The sequence below is a fragment of the Myroides sp. C15-4 genome (genome assembly GCF_050522745.1).
GTDB lineage: Bacteria > Bacteroidota > Bacteroidia > Flavobacteriales > Flavobacteriaceae > Flavobacterium.
Map to the genome: position 1 here is coordinate 59097 of NZ_JBMVQX010000005.1, position 14511 is coordinate 73607.

Annotated in this window: 13 protein-coding genes and 1 tRNA gene; 6 read left to right on the forward strand and 8 right to left on the reverse strand. The window is 37.2% G+C overall.

The window, feature by feature from the left end; all coding sequences use genetic code 11:
* Positions 1–5: 5 nt before the first annotated feature.
* The 3 genes from ACPDHL_RS03710 to ACPDHL_RS03720 are packed head-to-tail and all read right to left on the reverse strand — an operon-like array spanning position 6 to position 2039.
* Positions 6–1253: a M56 family metallopeptidase gene (locus ACPDHL_RS03710; RefSeq protein WP_430531456.1), complete on the reverse strand. Its 1248-nt coding sequence runs from the start codon at positions 1251–1253 to the stop codon at positions 6–8.
* Positions 1254–1257: 4 nt separating this feature from the next.
* Positions 1258–1623 carry a BlaI/MecI/CopY family transcriptional regulator gene (locus ACPDHL_RS03715; RefSeq protein WP_430531457.1) on the reverse strand — a complete coding sequence of 122 codons (366 nt, stop codon included), beginning with the start codon at positions 1621–1623 and terminating at the stop codon, positions 1258–1260.
* Complete coding sequence (locus tag ACPDHL_RS03720; RefSeq protein ID WP_430531458.1) at positions 1620–2039, reverse strand: hypothetical protein; 420 nt, start codon at positions 2037–2039, stop codon at positions 1620–1622. The genes ACPDHL_RS03715 and ACPDHL_RS03720 overlap by 4 nt, the downstream gene beginning before the upstream one ends.
* A 139-nt stretch (positions 2040–2178) precedes the next feature.
* Between ACPDHL_RS03720 and ACPDHL_RS03725 the strand changes: the two genes are divergently transcribed.
* Positions 2179–2706 (forward strand): hypothetical protein, encoded by a 528-nt coding sequence (locus ACPDHL_RS03725; RefSeq protein ID WP_430531459.1) that lies wholly within the window; start codon positions 2179–2181, stop codon positions 2704–2706.
* 65 nt (positions 2707–2771) lie between these two features.
* Here ACPDHL_RS03725 and ACPDHL_RS03730 read toward each other — a convergent pair whose 3' ends face one another.
* Positions 2772–3353 (reverse strand): tRNA-(ms[2]io[6]A)-hydroxylase, encoded by a 582-nt coding sequence (locus ACPDHL_RS03730; protein WP_430531460.1) that lies wholly within the window; start codon positions 3351–3353, stop codon positions 2772–2774.
* 90 nt (positions 3354–3443) lie between these two features.
* Here ACPDHL_RS03730 and ACPDHL_RS03735 point away from each other — a divergent pair, with 90 nt between their 5' ends.
* Positions 3444–4706, forward strand: coding sequence for a glycosyltransferase (locus ACPDHL_RS03735; RefSeq protein WP_430531461.1), 1263 nt, complete (start codon positions 3444–3446; stop codon positions 4704–4706).
* A gap of 27 nt (positions 4707–4733) precedes the next feature.
* On the opposite strand, the gene ACPDHL_RS03740 is transcribed toward ACPDHL_RS03735, so the two are convergent.
* Complete coding sequence (locus ACPDHL_RS03740) at positions 4734–6122, reverse strand: dipeptidase (protein WP_430531462.1); 1389 nt, start codon at positions 6120–6122, stop codon at positions 4734–4736.
* Between the two features lie 158 nt (positions 6123–6280).
* Between ACPDHL_RS03740 and ACPDHL_RS03745 the strand changes: the two genes are divergently transcribed.
* Positions 6281–6362: transfer RNA gene (locus ACPDHL_RS03745), tRNA-Leu, on the forward strand.
* Positions 6363–6571: 209 nt separating this feature from the next.
* Here ACPDHL_RS03745 and ACPDHL_RS03750 read toward each other — a convergent pair.
* Positions 6572–7393: a hypothetical protein gene (locus ACPDHL_RS03750; protein WP_430531463.1), complete on the reverse strand. Its 822-nt coding sequence runs from the start codon at positions 7391–7393 to the stop codon at positions 6572–6574.
* Between the two features lie 244 nt (positions 7394–7637).
* Between ACPDHL_RS03750 and ACPDHL_RS03755 the strand changes: the two genes are divergently transcribed.
* The gene (locus tag ACPDHL_RS03755) at positions 7638–8948 is read left to right on the forward strand and encodes a DEAD/DEAH box helicase (RefSeq protein ID WP_430531464.1); all 1311 of its coding nucleotides are present in this window, start codon (positions 7638–7640) and stop codon (positions 8946–8948) included.
* 62 nt (positions 8949–9010) lie between these two features.
* On the opposite strand, the gene putP is transcribed toward ACPDHL_RS03755, so the two are convergent.
* Positions 9011–10540 (reverse strand): sodium/proline symporter PutP, encoded by a 1530-nt coding sequence (gene putP, locus ACPDHL_RS03760; protein WP_430531465.1) that lies wholly within the window; start codon positions 10538–10540, stop codon positions 9011–9013.
* A gap of 206 nt (positions 10541–10746) precedes the next feature.
* On the opposite strand from putP, the gene ACPDHL_RS03765 reads away from it, so the two are divergent.
* Positions 10747–11478 (forward strand): hypothetical protein, encoded by a 732-nt coding sequence (locus ACPDHL_RS03765; RefSeq protein WP_430531466.1) that lies wholly within the window; start codon positions 10747–10749, stop codon positions 11476–11478.
* 66 nt (positions 11479–11544) lie between these two features.
* Here the strand turns inward: ACPDHL_RS03765 and ACPDHL_RS03770 are convergent, their stop codons facing one another.
* Positions 11545–13332, reverse strand: coding sequence for a hypothetical protein (locus ACPDHL_RS03770; RefSeq protein WP_430531467.1), 1788 nt, complete (start codon positions 13330–13332; stop codon positions 11545–11547).
* A gap of 341 nt (positions 13333–13673) precedes the next feature.
* Between ACPDHL_RS03770 and ACPDHL_RS03775 the strand changes: the two genes are divergently transcribed.
* Positions 13674–14510: a mechanosensitive ion channel family protein gene (locus ACPDHL_RS03775; RefSeq protein ID WP_430531468.1), complete on the forward strand. Its 837-nt coding sequence runs from the start codon at positions 13674–13676 to the stop codon at positions 14508–14510.
* Position 14511 lies beyond the last annotated feature (1 nt).

Consider the following 14511-nt stretch of genomic DNA (forward strand, 5'->3'; position numbering starts at 1 on the left):
TTTGATTAGCTGTTTTTAGCTGGTGGAGTTGCCGCAATAGTGATAGGCAAAGTAAATTGACTGCGTACTATTTGATCATGGTCTTCAGCAGGAATCCATTGTTTCGTTTTGGATAGAGCTTCTATAGCTGCTTCCCCTATACCAAAACCAGGATCTCTCACAACTTTAACGTCGTGTAAACTCCCATCTTTTTCAACAATGAATTGAAGAATAACGCGAGCGGAGTTACCATCTATCTCAGGTAGTTTAAAGTTGGAAATAAAATCTCGGTTAAATTCTTCCATACCACCGGGGTATTTGGCTGGTTTAGAAACGGCAATGTGAACTTTATCTGAATTCGATACTTGCTTTGCTTTTTCCGTTTGGGCTGACGCTGTTGTTTGTTTTTTGAGATCTTTTGCAAGTACAGTTGTTGCGCCTAGCATACATACTAAAGCGAAGGTACCCAATACAGCTAGTGTATTGTGTAACGGTTTGTTTACTTTTGTTAGCATAATAAAACGTTTTTTAGTTAGGTTAAAGTTGAATGAACTACTCAACGGTTGTTCATTGTGTTGATAGGTTTGTGTTAATAGTAATTGTAAATAAGCTTGGGTTTCCTCTTTTGATGTATTTAGGGTATCATCCGCTAAAAACTCGTGATTTAAGGCGATGTGCTGTTTGTACCAATACAACAAAGGCTGAAACCAAAACACTATTTTTAATAGTTCAATGAATAAAATGTCTCGTGAATGATGTTGTTTCACATGGTTGTATTCATGCAATAGAATTTTATTGTCCCAGTCAATAGGAATGTGAAGGGGAAGGTAAATGGTACTTCGAAAAGTAAAAGCTACATCCATGTGGGGTAATAGAACAAAGCGTTGTCCGCGATTGTAGATAACACTGCCTTGCTTTTCTATTTTTTTATACTGGTATAGGGCAGTAAAAAAGCGAATTAACATAACGATAACTCCAAGGACATAGAGCAGGAGTAAAATCGTTGATCCAGTTAGTACTGACGAAGTGTCAACCCCCGTTGGCGGGGTTACAGGAGAAATAATTACTTCATTTAGTTCTTGTAATTTGCTATTAGCAACTGTCAATGCTCCTGTAGAGGGGATCTTTATCAAGGGCATAGCAAAGGCAAATCCCAAAGCAGCAAGGAGATAGTAACGTTTGAACTCGTGTATTTTGGTCTGTTCGAGAAACAGTTTATATATGCCCAGAGTCAAAAGCAATAAGAGTGTGGTTTGGATGAGGTATAGTAGCATAGTGTTAGTCTTTTAGTTGGTCTTCTACAATTTTTTTAAGCGCTTCCAATTCTTTTTTGCTCATTTTGCTTTTTTGGGTAAAGAATGAAGCGAAAGAGAAAGCAGAGTTGTTAAAATGTTGCTCTACGAGGGTGTTTAAATGCGTCTCGAAATAATCCTCTTTTTTGACTAAAGGGGTATAGGCTCTAGAATTACCATAGGTTTCATAGGTAATAAATGCTTTCTCAGTCAGTCGTTTTAACAACGTGGCTAAGGTGGTCTGTGCAGGTTTTGGATCAGGGTATTTGTCCAACAAATCCTTAGCAAAGGCCTGCTTCAAATCCCAAATATACTCCATCAACTGTTCTTCTGTTTGCGGTAATTTTATCATCGTTGTATGTTTGTTTCGTGTTTTAATTCGCCAAATTCATAATGTCTTACAGTGGTTAACTGTTCTTTCGTGTCGTAAATAAACCAAGAACCAAAGTAAAAAAAGTGTAAACCTGAAGGAGTAGATCGCAATCGTGTTTGTCCTCTTTTCGCTATTTTTCCATTGGGATGGTAATAGGTAGTATAAGCAATAGTGTCTTTAAACTGTTCTTTCTTGTATAGTTTCCCCTTGTAGCGATAATGCCAGGTTCCTTTTTGGAAACCACGGTTGTCATAACGCCCTCGAACAACCTCCCTGTTTTTTTGATCTACAGTTGTTTTATAGACCCAACGCCCTACCTTCTCCCCATTGACTGTTTGATTGATGGTGCAACTCTGTAAAAAAAGTAAAATTAAAAGTAGGGGAATCGCTTTCATTTCTATTAATGTAGATGTTGTTCTACAAATATAGAATAAGAAATTGAAAAAACAACTGTTATTTTTAAAAATAGTAAAAAAACGGAGTATATTTACAAGCACAAGACCTTTATATTGAGCTGTATAAGCAATGTATACTATGATTGAAAAGATTTTATCCCAAGGAAATACAAGTTTAGCAAGCAGAAAAAAAGTACGAGAAGACATCGAAAAACAACCGAATTCAATTTTAACTTTAGTTGAATTTACGTTTGATCCCACGAGTAAAGTAAAGGTACTAGCGAGTATTATTTTGGACGATATGGTTCAAGAGAATCCTTGCTTATTAGATGATTATATTGTTTTTTTTATTGAAAATTTGCCTCGAGTAACGGATGAGAGTGTGAAGCGCTTGACGAGTAAAATGGCTGTTTTATTGTTGGAAAAGCGTGGACATCTACTGACTGTTCAGCAAGAAGAACAATTGGTTGATCAAAGTTTGCTGTGGTTAACTACGGAAACCAAAGTAGCGACAGAGGCCAATGCTATGCAGGTGATCTTGTTGTTGTGTGAGAAATTTCCCACACAAGCCAAATTGATTGCTGAATTAATCGAAGTGAGATTTACAGCCAAAACCCCAGCCTATCAGAGTAAGGCGCGTAAACTGTTGAAGAAAGTAATGGGTTAACGGTTCACAGCGTGCCGTAAACCGTACACTGTAAACTAAAAAAGGGCATACGCCCTTTTTTAATTCTATCCGTGGATATGTTCTTTTGTTCCGTAGCTTTGAATTAAATTACCTTCAAATTCAAGCCATTCTTTCCAGCGTTTGTCTACGTCAACACGTTCGGTATATTTGCGTGCAAACTTCAAGAATGTCGTATAGTGATTGGCTTCAGAAACCATTAAATCATAGTAAAACTTAGCAAGTTCTTCATCCTTAATATTTTGAGATAGTACGCGAAAACGCTCACAACTTCTTGCTTCAATCATGGCAGCAAATAACAAGCGATCAATAAAGGCATCATTTCGACTACCGTCTTTTTTACAAAACTTAACGAGTTGATTGACGTAATCATCCTTGCGCTCACGTCCTAAAGTATAGCCACGTTCTTTGATGATGTCGTGTACCATTTTGAAGTGTTCCATCTCTTCAATGGCGATATCCGTCAATTCGGTTACAAGGTCTTCGTATTCCGAGTTGTATGTGATTAGTGTAATAGCGTTGGTTGCTGCTTTTTGTTCACACCAGCAGTGATCAGTCAAGATTTCTTCAAGATTTGATTCCGCAATATTAGCCCATCTTGGATCGGTTAAAAGTTTTAGTCCTAACATAATTCCTTTTCGTTTTGAGCAAAAATACTAAATATAATAGAGATTAAAAATTTAGGTGTGATACTGCTTTAGAAGCTGTACTTTTGTAGGATGGAGCATTCGTTAAAAGGAAAAAAAATACTGGTTATTGGTCAGGTATGGCCTGAATCTCGATCCTCTGCTGCAGGTAAGCGCATGTTGCAATTATTGGCTGTTTTTCAATTGTGGGAATTGGAGATTTACTTTGGATCTCCTGCACAGCAAACACCTTATAGTGATGATTTGACGCCTTTTGGCGTAACAGAAGTAGCGATTTACCTCAATGAGGAGCGCACAGATCATGTACTAGCTGATTTACAACCTGATTGGGTGATGTATGATCGATTTATGATGGAAGAGCAATTCGGATGGCGGGTTAGCGCACAATGTCCTAATGCCCGAACCATACTTGACACCGAAGATCTACACTTTTTGCGTTATGCACGTCAAGAATTAATAAAAAAAAGAGTTGGCACTATAGAAGATTATTGGTATAGCGATCGAACTAAACGCGAATTGGCTAGTATAATGCGATGTGATTTAACCCTCCTAATTTCTCCTGTAGAGTACCAGTTGTTGGTGGAGCATTTTCGACTACCTCCAAAGGTGTTATGGGTACTTCCTTTTCTAGAAGCTGAAATTTCCCAAGAAGAGCAAAGTAACTGGTTGGCTTTTGACCAAAGAGAGGGGTTTGTTTTTATTGGTAACTTTATTCACGAGCCCAATTGGCATACTGTGTTGCGTTTAAAAACAGAGATTTGGCCGTTGATTCGAAAACAGCTACCCCAAGTCAATATGCATATTTACGGAGCCTATCCTTCTGCTAAAGTGATGCAATTGCATCAACCAAAGGAGAACTTTTGGGTACACGGTAGAGCAGAAGATGCTTTATCCGTTATTGGCCAAGCAAGAGTATTACTAGCGCCTATTGCTTTTGGCGCAGGAATAAAAGGAAAGTTTATTGATGGGATACGCGTTGGAACCCCTAATGTAACTACCTCAGTTGGGATGGAAGCCATGGCAGTAGAAGAGGAGTGGCCTGGTTTTGTGGCAGATGAAGTAGATCAATTGGTTGAAAGAGGCATTCAATTATACCAAAACGAAGTTGTTTGGAAGGAAAAACAGCAAAAAGGAATTACTTTACTTGAGCAGAAGTACAATAAAACTTCTTATATACAAGCGTTTAAAGCAAGAATAGTAGAACTAGATGCTGCGATAGAAGACCATCGAAAAGAGAACTTTTTATTGGAAGTCTTTAAACATCATAGCGCGCAAAGCACGAAATACATGGCGCTTTGGATTGAAGAAAAAAACAAACATAAAAAAAGCGAGTAACCTGAGGTACTCGCTTTTTTGTTTATTTTATTTTGTTAGTTCCATATAGTATTTGTAGAACAACGGAATCGTTTCAATTCCCTTTAAGTAGTTGAATACACCAAAGTGCTCATTTGGTGAGTGAATTGCATCTGAATCCAATCCGAATCCCATCATGATTGATTTAGATCCTAATTCTTCTTCAAACAAAGCAACAATTGGAATACTTCCTCCTGAACGTACCGGAATTGGCGTTACACCAAAAGTATCTTCATACGCTTTGGCAGCCGCTTGATAGCCAATAGAGTCGATTGGTGTTACATACCCTTGTCCACCGTGATGAGGTTTGACTTCTACTTTTACACCTGCTGGAGCAATGCTTTCAAAGTGTGTTTTGAATAGATTCGTGATTTCTTCCCAGTCTTGATTCGGTACTAAACGCATTGAAATTTTAGCAAAAGCTTTGCTAGCAATTACTGTTTTAGCTCCTTCTCCTGTATAACCTCCCCAAATTCCATTTACATCCAAGGTAGGACGAATTGAATTGCGTTCATTTGTTGTGTATCCTGCTTCTCCGTATACTTCGTCAATGTCCAAGGCTTTTTTGTAGTCGTCTAAAGAGAATGGGCGTTTAGCCATTTCGTCTCTTTCTTCGCGTGAAAGCTCTTCTACTTTGTCGTAGAATCCTGGAATTGTGATGTGATTGTTTTCATCGTGTAAGGAAGCAATCATCTTAGTTAATACGTTTATTGGGTTTGCAACCGCTCCACCGTATAAACCAGAGTGTAAATCTCTGTTTGGTCCTGTAACTTCAACTTCAACATAGCTTAATCCTCTCAATCCTGTTGTGATCGATGGTTGTTGATTTGAAATCATGCCCGTGTCAGAAATTAGAATAACATCGTTCTTTAATTTGTCGTGGTTTCTTTTTACAAACCACCCCAAACTTACTGATCCAACTTCTTCTTCCCCTTCAATCATGAATTTCACGTTACAAGGGAGGGTATTGGTTGCAATCATATATTCAACCGCCTTCACATGCATGAACATTTGTCCTTTGTCATCACATGCCCCACGAGCAAAGATTGCTCCTTCAGGGTGAATCGGTGTCGTTTTAATCACGGGTTCAAACGGAGGAGACGTCCAAAGTTCGATTGGGTCTGCGGGTTGTACGTCATAGTGACCGTAAACCAAAACCGTTGGAAGAGCAGGATCGATGATTTTTTCTCCATAAACAATAGGATATCCTGGAGTTTCGCACAATTCTACATTGTCGCAACCTGCTTTTATTAAATTTTCTTTTACCGCTTCAGCTGTGTTGATGACATCCTGTGAGTATGCACTATCCGCGCTGATAGAAGGCTTTTTAAGTAGTTCAATTAACTCATCTATAAGACGTTGCTTGTTTTCTTGAACAAATTGTTTTGAATCTTTCATAGTATGTATAGATACAGTTATATTATTCCTTACAAACATAAGAATAAAAAAAAATTATTTTTTTCTTGCAGATTAAAAAACAGGTTGTATATTTGCAACGTCTTAAAAGAACAACAGTACACAAGTAAACACAAGTGCACAGCCGTTCGAAGCCACCTGCGGGTGTGGTGAAATTGGTAGACACGCCAGACTTAGGATCTGGTGCCGCAAGGTGTGTAGGTTCGAGTCCTATCACCCGCACTAAAGCCTCTTCTTTCGAAGAGGCTTTTTTTATGGTTTCCAGTCTAGTATGCTCCCTTTTAGGGATCAGGAGCAAAAGTTGGGATCAGGAGCAAAACTTGGGGACTATGTAAAAAAAGGGATCAGGAGCAAAACTTTTAGTAACAAAAAAAAGGGCAACCTGTTAAAGCTGCCCTAAACGTACTGCAGGTAGAATAGATTTACTCTAATTACGGTGCAGGTATTGTTGTAGGATCATTAGGATCAATTTGACCATTATAAACAAGCGCAATTGCGTTTATATCAGGACGACTTTTTTTAAGACCACGGAATTTCCAATATACTCTTTCTCCAGTTTGGTTGTTTTTCCAATTAAAGGTCTGTGAGATGGTAGATTTGGGTGAGGTTACAACAACTTTAGTTGTCGTTCTTCCATTCTGTATTGAGGTTCCTGTATCACAAGTTAAAACAGCCGCTACATTATTGGTTCGGTTACTAGAGTTTACAGCAACCATCGTAATCACTTTATCCTTACCATATGTTTCAAAAGGCTTTGAGTACTGATCTTGCCTAGTAAAATTTATACTACCAAGAGAAATATAGTACCCAGAACCTGTATGTTCATCAACTTCCTTTATCGGAGTTAAATTCAATGAGTCACTAAGTTCTTGGGTATACGAATCACGACTCGTTTCCATGACAACATAGTCTGCTTGATTTTTGGTTTGCTCACGGATGAAAGTATTTAATTCTTCTAACCCATCGACAAATTTCTTTTTATGGGCCGCAGAAATTTGTTGGAATTGTTCCACTACCTTTTTAGAAATAGTGGCTGTCTGTTGATCTTTTGTTTCTAAATCCAAATAGTATCGGTTATTAACTTTGTCAATGCGAACAAATTCCTGTAAAACTTTAGCATCAGCTTGATACTGCTGTGAAGTTAGACCTTGTGCTTCTTTTTTTGAAACCAACTCCTTGGTTTCTTCTTTTTGACAACTGTAAGTTAATAGAACTAATGACATGATTAAGACCTTGTAAATTGTCTTGCGCATAATTTTTTAAAATTTAAATTAAATAAAATGTATAATACTTGAAACAGGGGTTTAACTTGAATTCAAAATTATATTAAAATAACTTTTAATTGAAGTTTTTATGTGATATTGATAAGTAATAAGACTTTATGATGTTTATTTTTTAATAAAAAGAAATCTATGTTGGGATTGATTCAAACTTATTTTAGATTGGGATTTGTTTTTAATTCCATTTCTTTTCATTCAAATCAACTACCTTTGTCCCATGAATCAAGCAACTATCCTTAAAAAAATGGAGATTACATCCTTAAATGAGATGCAACTTCAAACGCTTCAAACTGCACAGACAAAAACAAACCTTGTTTTATTATCTCCAACAGGATCTGGTAAAACCTTGGCTTTTTTGTTGCCGATCGTTCAACGACTAAATCCTGCTGTAAAAGGAGTTCAAGCTGTTATTCTCGTACCTACACGTGAATTGGCTCTACAGATTGAAACGGTTTTTAAGAAGATGGGAACTGCTTTTAAAATCAATGCTTGTTATGGCGGACATTCTACGCGTATTGAATTGAATAATCTCTCGTCTCCACCTGCTGTTCTCGTGGGAACGCCAGGGCGTGTGGCTTTTCATATTGAAGAAAATTCTTTTGATACAGCCCATGTACACAGCTATGTGATTGATGAATTCGACAAGGCGCTAGAAATGGGGTTTCAAGACGATATGGAGTATATTATTCAGTCTTTTGATCAGCTAAAATTTCGTCTGCTAACTTCAGCGACTGCATTGAAGAAAATCCCAGAATTTACTGGAGTTGAAAATCCCACGATACTTAAATTTTTACAAGCGGAAGCTGTACAACCCCAATTAACTTTTAGTAAAGTGGTTTGTTCTGCGGAAGAAAAATTGGAGGCTGTTATTCAGTTAATTGGCAAAATTGGCAAGGATACTATTTTAATTTTCTGTAATCATCGAGAGGCTGTGGCGCGAATTAGTGAGACCCTCACAAAAAAAGGAGTAGCAAATGGTGCTTTTCACGGTGGACTCTTGCAAGAGGATCGCGAACGCGCGTTGATGAAGTTTAGAAATAAGAGCTGTCATATCTTGATTGCAACCGATTTAGCTGCTAGGGGCTTGGATATTCCAGAAATTGGTCATGTGATTCACTATCAGATTCCAGAAAAAGAAGACGCTTTTATTCATCGAAACGGACGTACTGCACGAATGAAAGCAGCCGGAAAGGCCTATGTTATGGTGACTAATGAAGAAGAATATAGTTTTATAGATTCCAATATGCCCCTTGAACCACTGAAAGGAAACTATACGATAGACAATGCAACAGATTTTAAAACGCTATACATTAGTGTAGGTAAAAAAGACAAGGTAAATAAAGTAGATATTGTAGGGTATTTGATTAAAATGGGTGGACTTCAAAAAGAGGATATCGGTTTGATTGAGGTGCGTGATAACCAGTCTTTTGTAGCTATAAAAACAGCAAATATTAAACCGCTGTTGCTAAAGTTGAAGGATACAAAATTGAAAAATAAAAAAGTAAAAATTGCAATCGCCAAGGATTGATCGGTTTTGTAAAACCTCAAGTAGACCTCGTTAAATAAGCACGAATTAAAAAAGAAGGGTTTTTATTTTTCATTGTGATAGATCGTATTGGCTGAATCAAAATTTGCTTGTAATACCCTAGAAGCTGGTGGTCCAAAGCTAGAGACGAGATAAATACTCAAGGCACTTAAGATAAATCCAGGAATAATCTCATATAACGGTTCATGGTAACCAAAAACTACACCCTGTAGAACGATGTCCTGAAAAGTCGGCCAACATATAACGGTTAAGCCTCCAACAAAAATACCTGTTAAAGCTCCTTTTCCCGTTGTTTTTTTCCAAAACAAGGCAAAGAGAATCAAGGGGCCAAAAGCAGCTCCAAAACCTGCCCATGCATGAGCAACCAAGGCGAGTATGCTACTATTTTCGTCTGTTGCAATTCCCATGGCAATAAGCGAAATCAGCAATACTCCTAGGCGGCTGATCCAAACGAGTTCTCGTTGGTGGGCATGACGTCTAAAAAAAGAATGGTAAAAATCTTGGGTTAAGGTACTGGACGCCATCAAAAGTTGGGCACTTAGTGTACTCATCACAGCCGCTAATATTGCGGATAACAATAGACCAATCATCCAAGGATTAAATAGGTTGTTTAGTAAGGCAATGAAAATAAGTTCACTGTTTTTGTTGACAACAGTGGCTTGCTCAGGAAACCATTGAAAATAACCAATACCTAAATAACCAATGAGGATGGCGCCAGCTAGACAAAGAAACATCCATGTCATACTAATACGACGTGCCTTTTTCATGGTTTTTACATTTTCAGCTGCCATAAAACGAGCCAAGATGTGAGGTTGTCCAAAATAACCTAATCCCCAAGCAGCTGCACTGAGAATGGATACAAAACTAATATTGTGAACGAGATTGGAATAGGCAACGTCCTGCCATGCGCTGGCAATGTGGATTTGTTCTAAAGCAAAGTCCCAATCGCCTAAAGATAAAAGAAGCATGATTGGAGTGACGAGTAGTGCAAATAACATAAGTGTTGCTTGTATCGTATCACACCAACTAATGGCTAAGAATCCGCCTATAAATGTATAGATAATCGTCGCTAACGCACTTAGTAACAGGGCTTGGATGTATGAAAGTTCGAAAATAACAGTAAAAAGTTGAGCACCAGCAACCATGCCCGATGCACAGTACAACGTAAAGAAAACGAGAATGACGAGAGCAGCTAGCGTTTTAACACCTTTTCCATCCTTTCCAAATCGACGTAAGAAAAAATCAGGTAAGGTAAGTGCATTATTGTTTAATGCTGTGTGTATACGCAACCTTCCCGCAACTAATTTCCAGTTGAAATACGCCCCCACAAACAGTCCGATGGCAATCCAGCTTTTGGATAATCCAAAGAGATAGATGCTACCTGGAAGCCCCAGTAATAACCAACCAGACATATCCGAAGCACCAGCAGATAAAGCAGTAACCAATGCACCTAGACGCCTACCTCCTAGGATATAATCCGAGAAGTTTTTGGTCTTTGCATAAGCAATAAATCCAACACCCAAAATGAGAATGAGGTAAATAGAAAAGGTAAGTAACGTAGGGTTAATTTGCATTTTTTGTTTTAAAACTAATTATAATTTATGTTTATTTATTGTTTATGTGTGATATAAGTAAGTAATAGGTGATTAGTCTTTGAATAATGTAATTTTCTTGTTTATGAATCATGTATTATCTTTTTTATTTAAGGTGAACTGTTTTTTTGTTAATTATTAGTAGAAAGATGTTTTTGTATCTTAGAGTTTCACTTAAAAAACATGGTATGATGAAAATTAGAAGGCTAGCGTCAAAAAATATACTCTTGTTAGGGGGAATTATACTTGCTTTTTTATTGTGTTCTTTTCAAGTGCAAGAAAACCAGAAAGAAAGTTATATAACATCCCGTATGCCTAAGATCAGTTTACTAGATGAGACAGATCGAATTAACTTTATGGAGACGATGAAGTTTAATGAGGCTGGTGCGTTAACCTATTGGGATGACGATATCTTTGAAAAAGCATATCCCAAAGGCACTGCAGAGTACAATGAAATTGTACGACAAATAGTGAAAGAACTCGGATATCATTCAGATAATATCATCATGGTTAGCGCTGAGGGGGATGAATATGTAATAGAAAATGAAGTGGTGTATGATGGGAAAGGGAATGCCTATTCTTTGGACGATTTAAAAAAAATAAATGGTTTTGTTGCGATTACTTCTCTAGCTTGTGGACATTGTTTACCTGCTTTTAAAGAATTGAATCAATTGTCGAAATATGAAAACAAAATAGCCCTTGTTGATAAATTAAACGAATTAGAAAAGTATAAAACGGGCTATAGAAATAACAAATTTGGATTTTTGGATGAACATTGGATTATTCTAGACTATTCTAATCCCGTCGTTCAAGAATTTATAAAGAGTAGTCAATTAAAATATAAACAAGGATTTTTTCCCTACTATTTTGTCAGAGATGCTGAGAAGACAGCAAAAGAATTTTCAAACTTAGCGTTTTGACTATAAAAAAATCAGGTTCTCTTTCTTAGAGAACCTGATAACAATCAAAAAAACTAATTAGGGGGGCTATGCATGTGACAATGCTATTTTTATTTCGGTTAATTCGTTGAGAATATCCGTTTTCGTTGCTGTGAAATACGTTTGATCGTTTTCGAATAAAGTGTGGTAATAATCAATACCTGCTTCTAAATTGGCCTTTGTTTTGTCCAATTTTTTACGTTGTATGCCAGGGGTATCTGCTTTGATTTGACGTTTTTCTTCCTTAAAGTGATCCAAATACATACGCAGTTCCTTGATGAAAAAATGTGGACGATGGGTGGCATCGATTACATTGTTTCGACCATAAATGTGCTGCATCATTTGCTTGAGTGAAACCTCCTTGGAAAAATAGGCGATATTGGGACCAGGACAGATTACAACACCTTGTGCTTCTCCTTTTATTTGCAGGTTATTTTCTAGAAAAGAAGCATTCGCTAAACCAATACACAGGCAGGCTTTTTCCGTGATGGATTGGTATTTGAATTGGTAATCTTCTACACTCATTTCACTCTTTTTTTGTTTTAGCGCTTCGATTTCGATGGTTTGATACTTGCGAGAAGCCGTACATATTCCCTCGTTATCGTGTGTTTTGTTTAACGCTAAATACTTGCGCGGACAAGAACTACCCGCTTTGTTTTTGGCAATGCGATCTGCTTTGTAGACGTCATTAGTTGTTCCCTTGATGTTGTTGAAGGGAATCCCCAAAGGTGAAACATGACTCAAGTATAAGTCTTCTTCCTTGGCATTGGCTAAGAGTTGACGGGTTGCAGGGTCTACCGACGTTGCTTCTGGTACTAATAGGAAAGGAGAACCCCATCCTACTGAATCGACCTGATAATGCTCTAGTAAGAATTGATGTTCAGCTGCTGTTCCTACCCCTCCTTGTGCTGTTATTTTTAAAGATAACGGTTGTTCAGGAATGTATTTCCCTTTTTGAGCCAGTGCTTTTACCATTAATTCATGGGTAGTGACAATAAGCTCTTCTCGTTTATCTTTAAATTCTTCTAGAATCACTCCCAATAAAAATCCATCAGTTGCAAAAGCGTGCCCACCACAGTTTAATCCTGATTCAATGCGATATTCAGAAACCCAAAGTCCCTTTTTTGCTAAAAAACTCCCTTGAATCAACGCCGATCGATAGTCACTTACTTTTAAAATAATTTTCTTCGCTAAGGGTTGATCATGTTGGGGGTAGAAAGCATCAAATTCTTCAAAATAGCTAAAGAGTTTAGGGTTCATCCCCGCAGATAAAACAACAGAAGAATGTAAAGTACTGTTGTTAAACCCGCGTAATGCTGCATGGGCATCATTAAAAATGGAAGGGAGTGGCTCTTTTTTGTCAAATTGCTCTCGATCGACTTTGGTCATAATATTGACATCAATATCCCCTGGTATTAGGTACGTATCAAGGATGTTCTTGAGGTTTTCGACTGAAATTTTATCGTCGATATAGGTTTGCAATTGCTTGCGAATATCTGATACTGTTGGCAACATTTCGATGTACTCTTCCACATTTTGTTTACTTTTGAGTAAGTCTTTCTTGAGCGTATCGAATTTTCTTTTTACAATGGTATCCAGCGTGTTGAGGTAAGCAGTAATGCGCTTGGCTCTAAAATCTTCGATTTTTTTTGTGATCTCGAAATAAGGCAATTCAAATTTCTCACAATAGAATTTATTCATGCGTTCAATCAACTCATCATCCATTACAGATAAAGTCGAAGCTAGACCATATTGTGCCACGCGAATCGGACTATCAATGGTGTAAGCAAGTCCCATCACTGGAATGTGAAAAGAATGCAAAGGTTTTACTTTCATTTGGATTAAGGTTTAGTTGTAAGAGCGGAAAAATAGTATTTTTATTCAGCCTAAGAGGTGATAATTATCATGCTTTAACTCTGTGATTTACAGAATTTAATCTTCAGCTTGGTCCCGCTATTCAAAAGAGAGAAAGGGTAGGGTAAAATCGTATTTTGTAATTTTTATCCTAGGAGGAAAAGAAAGAGGAAAAGGATAGGAATAGCAGCTAATTAGTTGTATTTTCTCTTTTAATATTTCTTATAATACTTTAAATTTAGCAATTGAATAGTTCTTAAAAAGTGACTTTTCAATGTTAACGAGTCCAAAGGGTATAAACCCACTTAATACTAGAGATTATTTTGAATTTAAAACTGTTACTTTCCAAGTTTTTAGAATATGAGCTTTACGCAAGTAAATCGCTGAGTATTACCATAGGTACAATTCTCTTTATTGTTTTTACTTTGATGATTACCCGTTATGGGTTGACGTTTTTGAGAAAAACATTTATTAAAAACTCGCCACCTGATGTTGCGTTGCGCCTGCGTAGTGTATTTAATTTTGTCAATTACTTCATCTATGTGATCATGTTTTTTTTTATACTCAATGTAATTGGATTAAACATTAGCATGTTCTTGACTACATCAGCCGCTCTATTCGTGGGGTTGGGGTTTGCCTTACAGGATATTTTTCGCGATATCATCGCAGGAATTTATATCCTTTTTGATAAGACACTCAATATGGGAGATGTAATTGAAATTAATGGACAAGTGGCACGGGTGAAAGCAATCCACCTGCGATGTACTATTGTAGAAACGCGTAACCTCAAAGACATTGTAATCCCCAATCGAAAATTAATTGATGATATTGTATACAATTGGACACATGAAGATCCTGTTATTCGTGCGCGAATAGACGTTGGTGTCTACATTGGAACAGATGTTGAAGTAGTGAAGGCCGTCCTACTCTCTGCTGTAGAAGACAATAAAGATGTTCTAAAACACCCAAAGCCGATTGTTTTTATCGATCAATTTGGTGAATCGTCTATTCGTTTTATTCTCTATTATTTTATTGACAATGCGTTTGATAACGATCGTATTTCCAGTGATATTCGCTTTGCCATCGATAGAAAATTTAAGTTGAATAATATCGCATTACCCGTACCTGTTTTAAAAGTAGATCAGACCCCAGTGGTGTAAT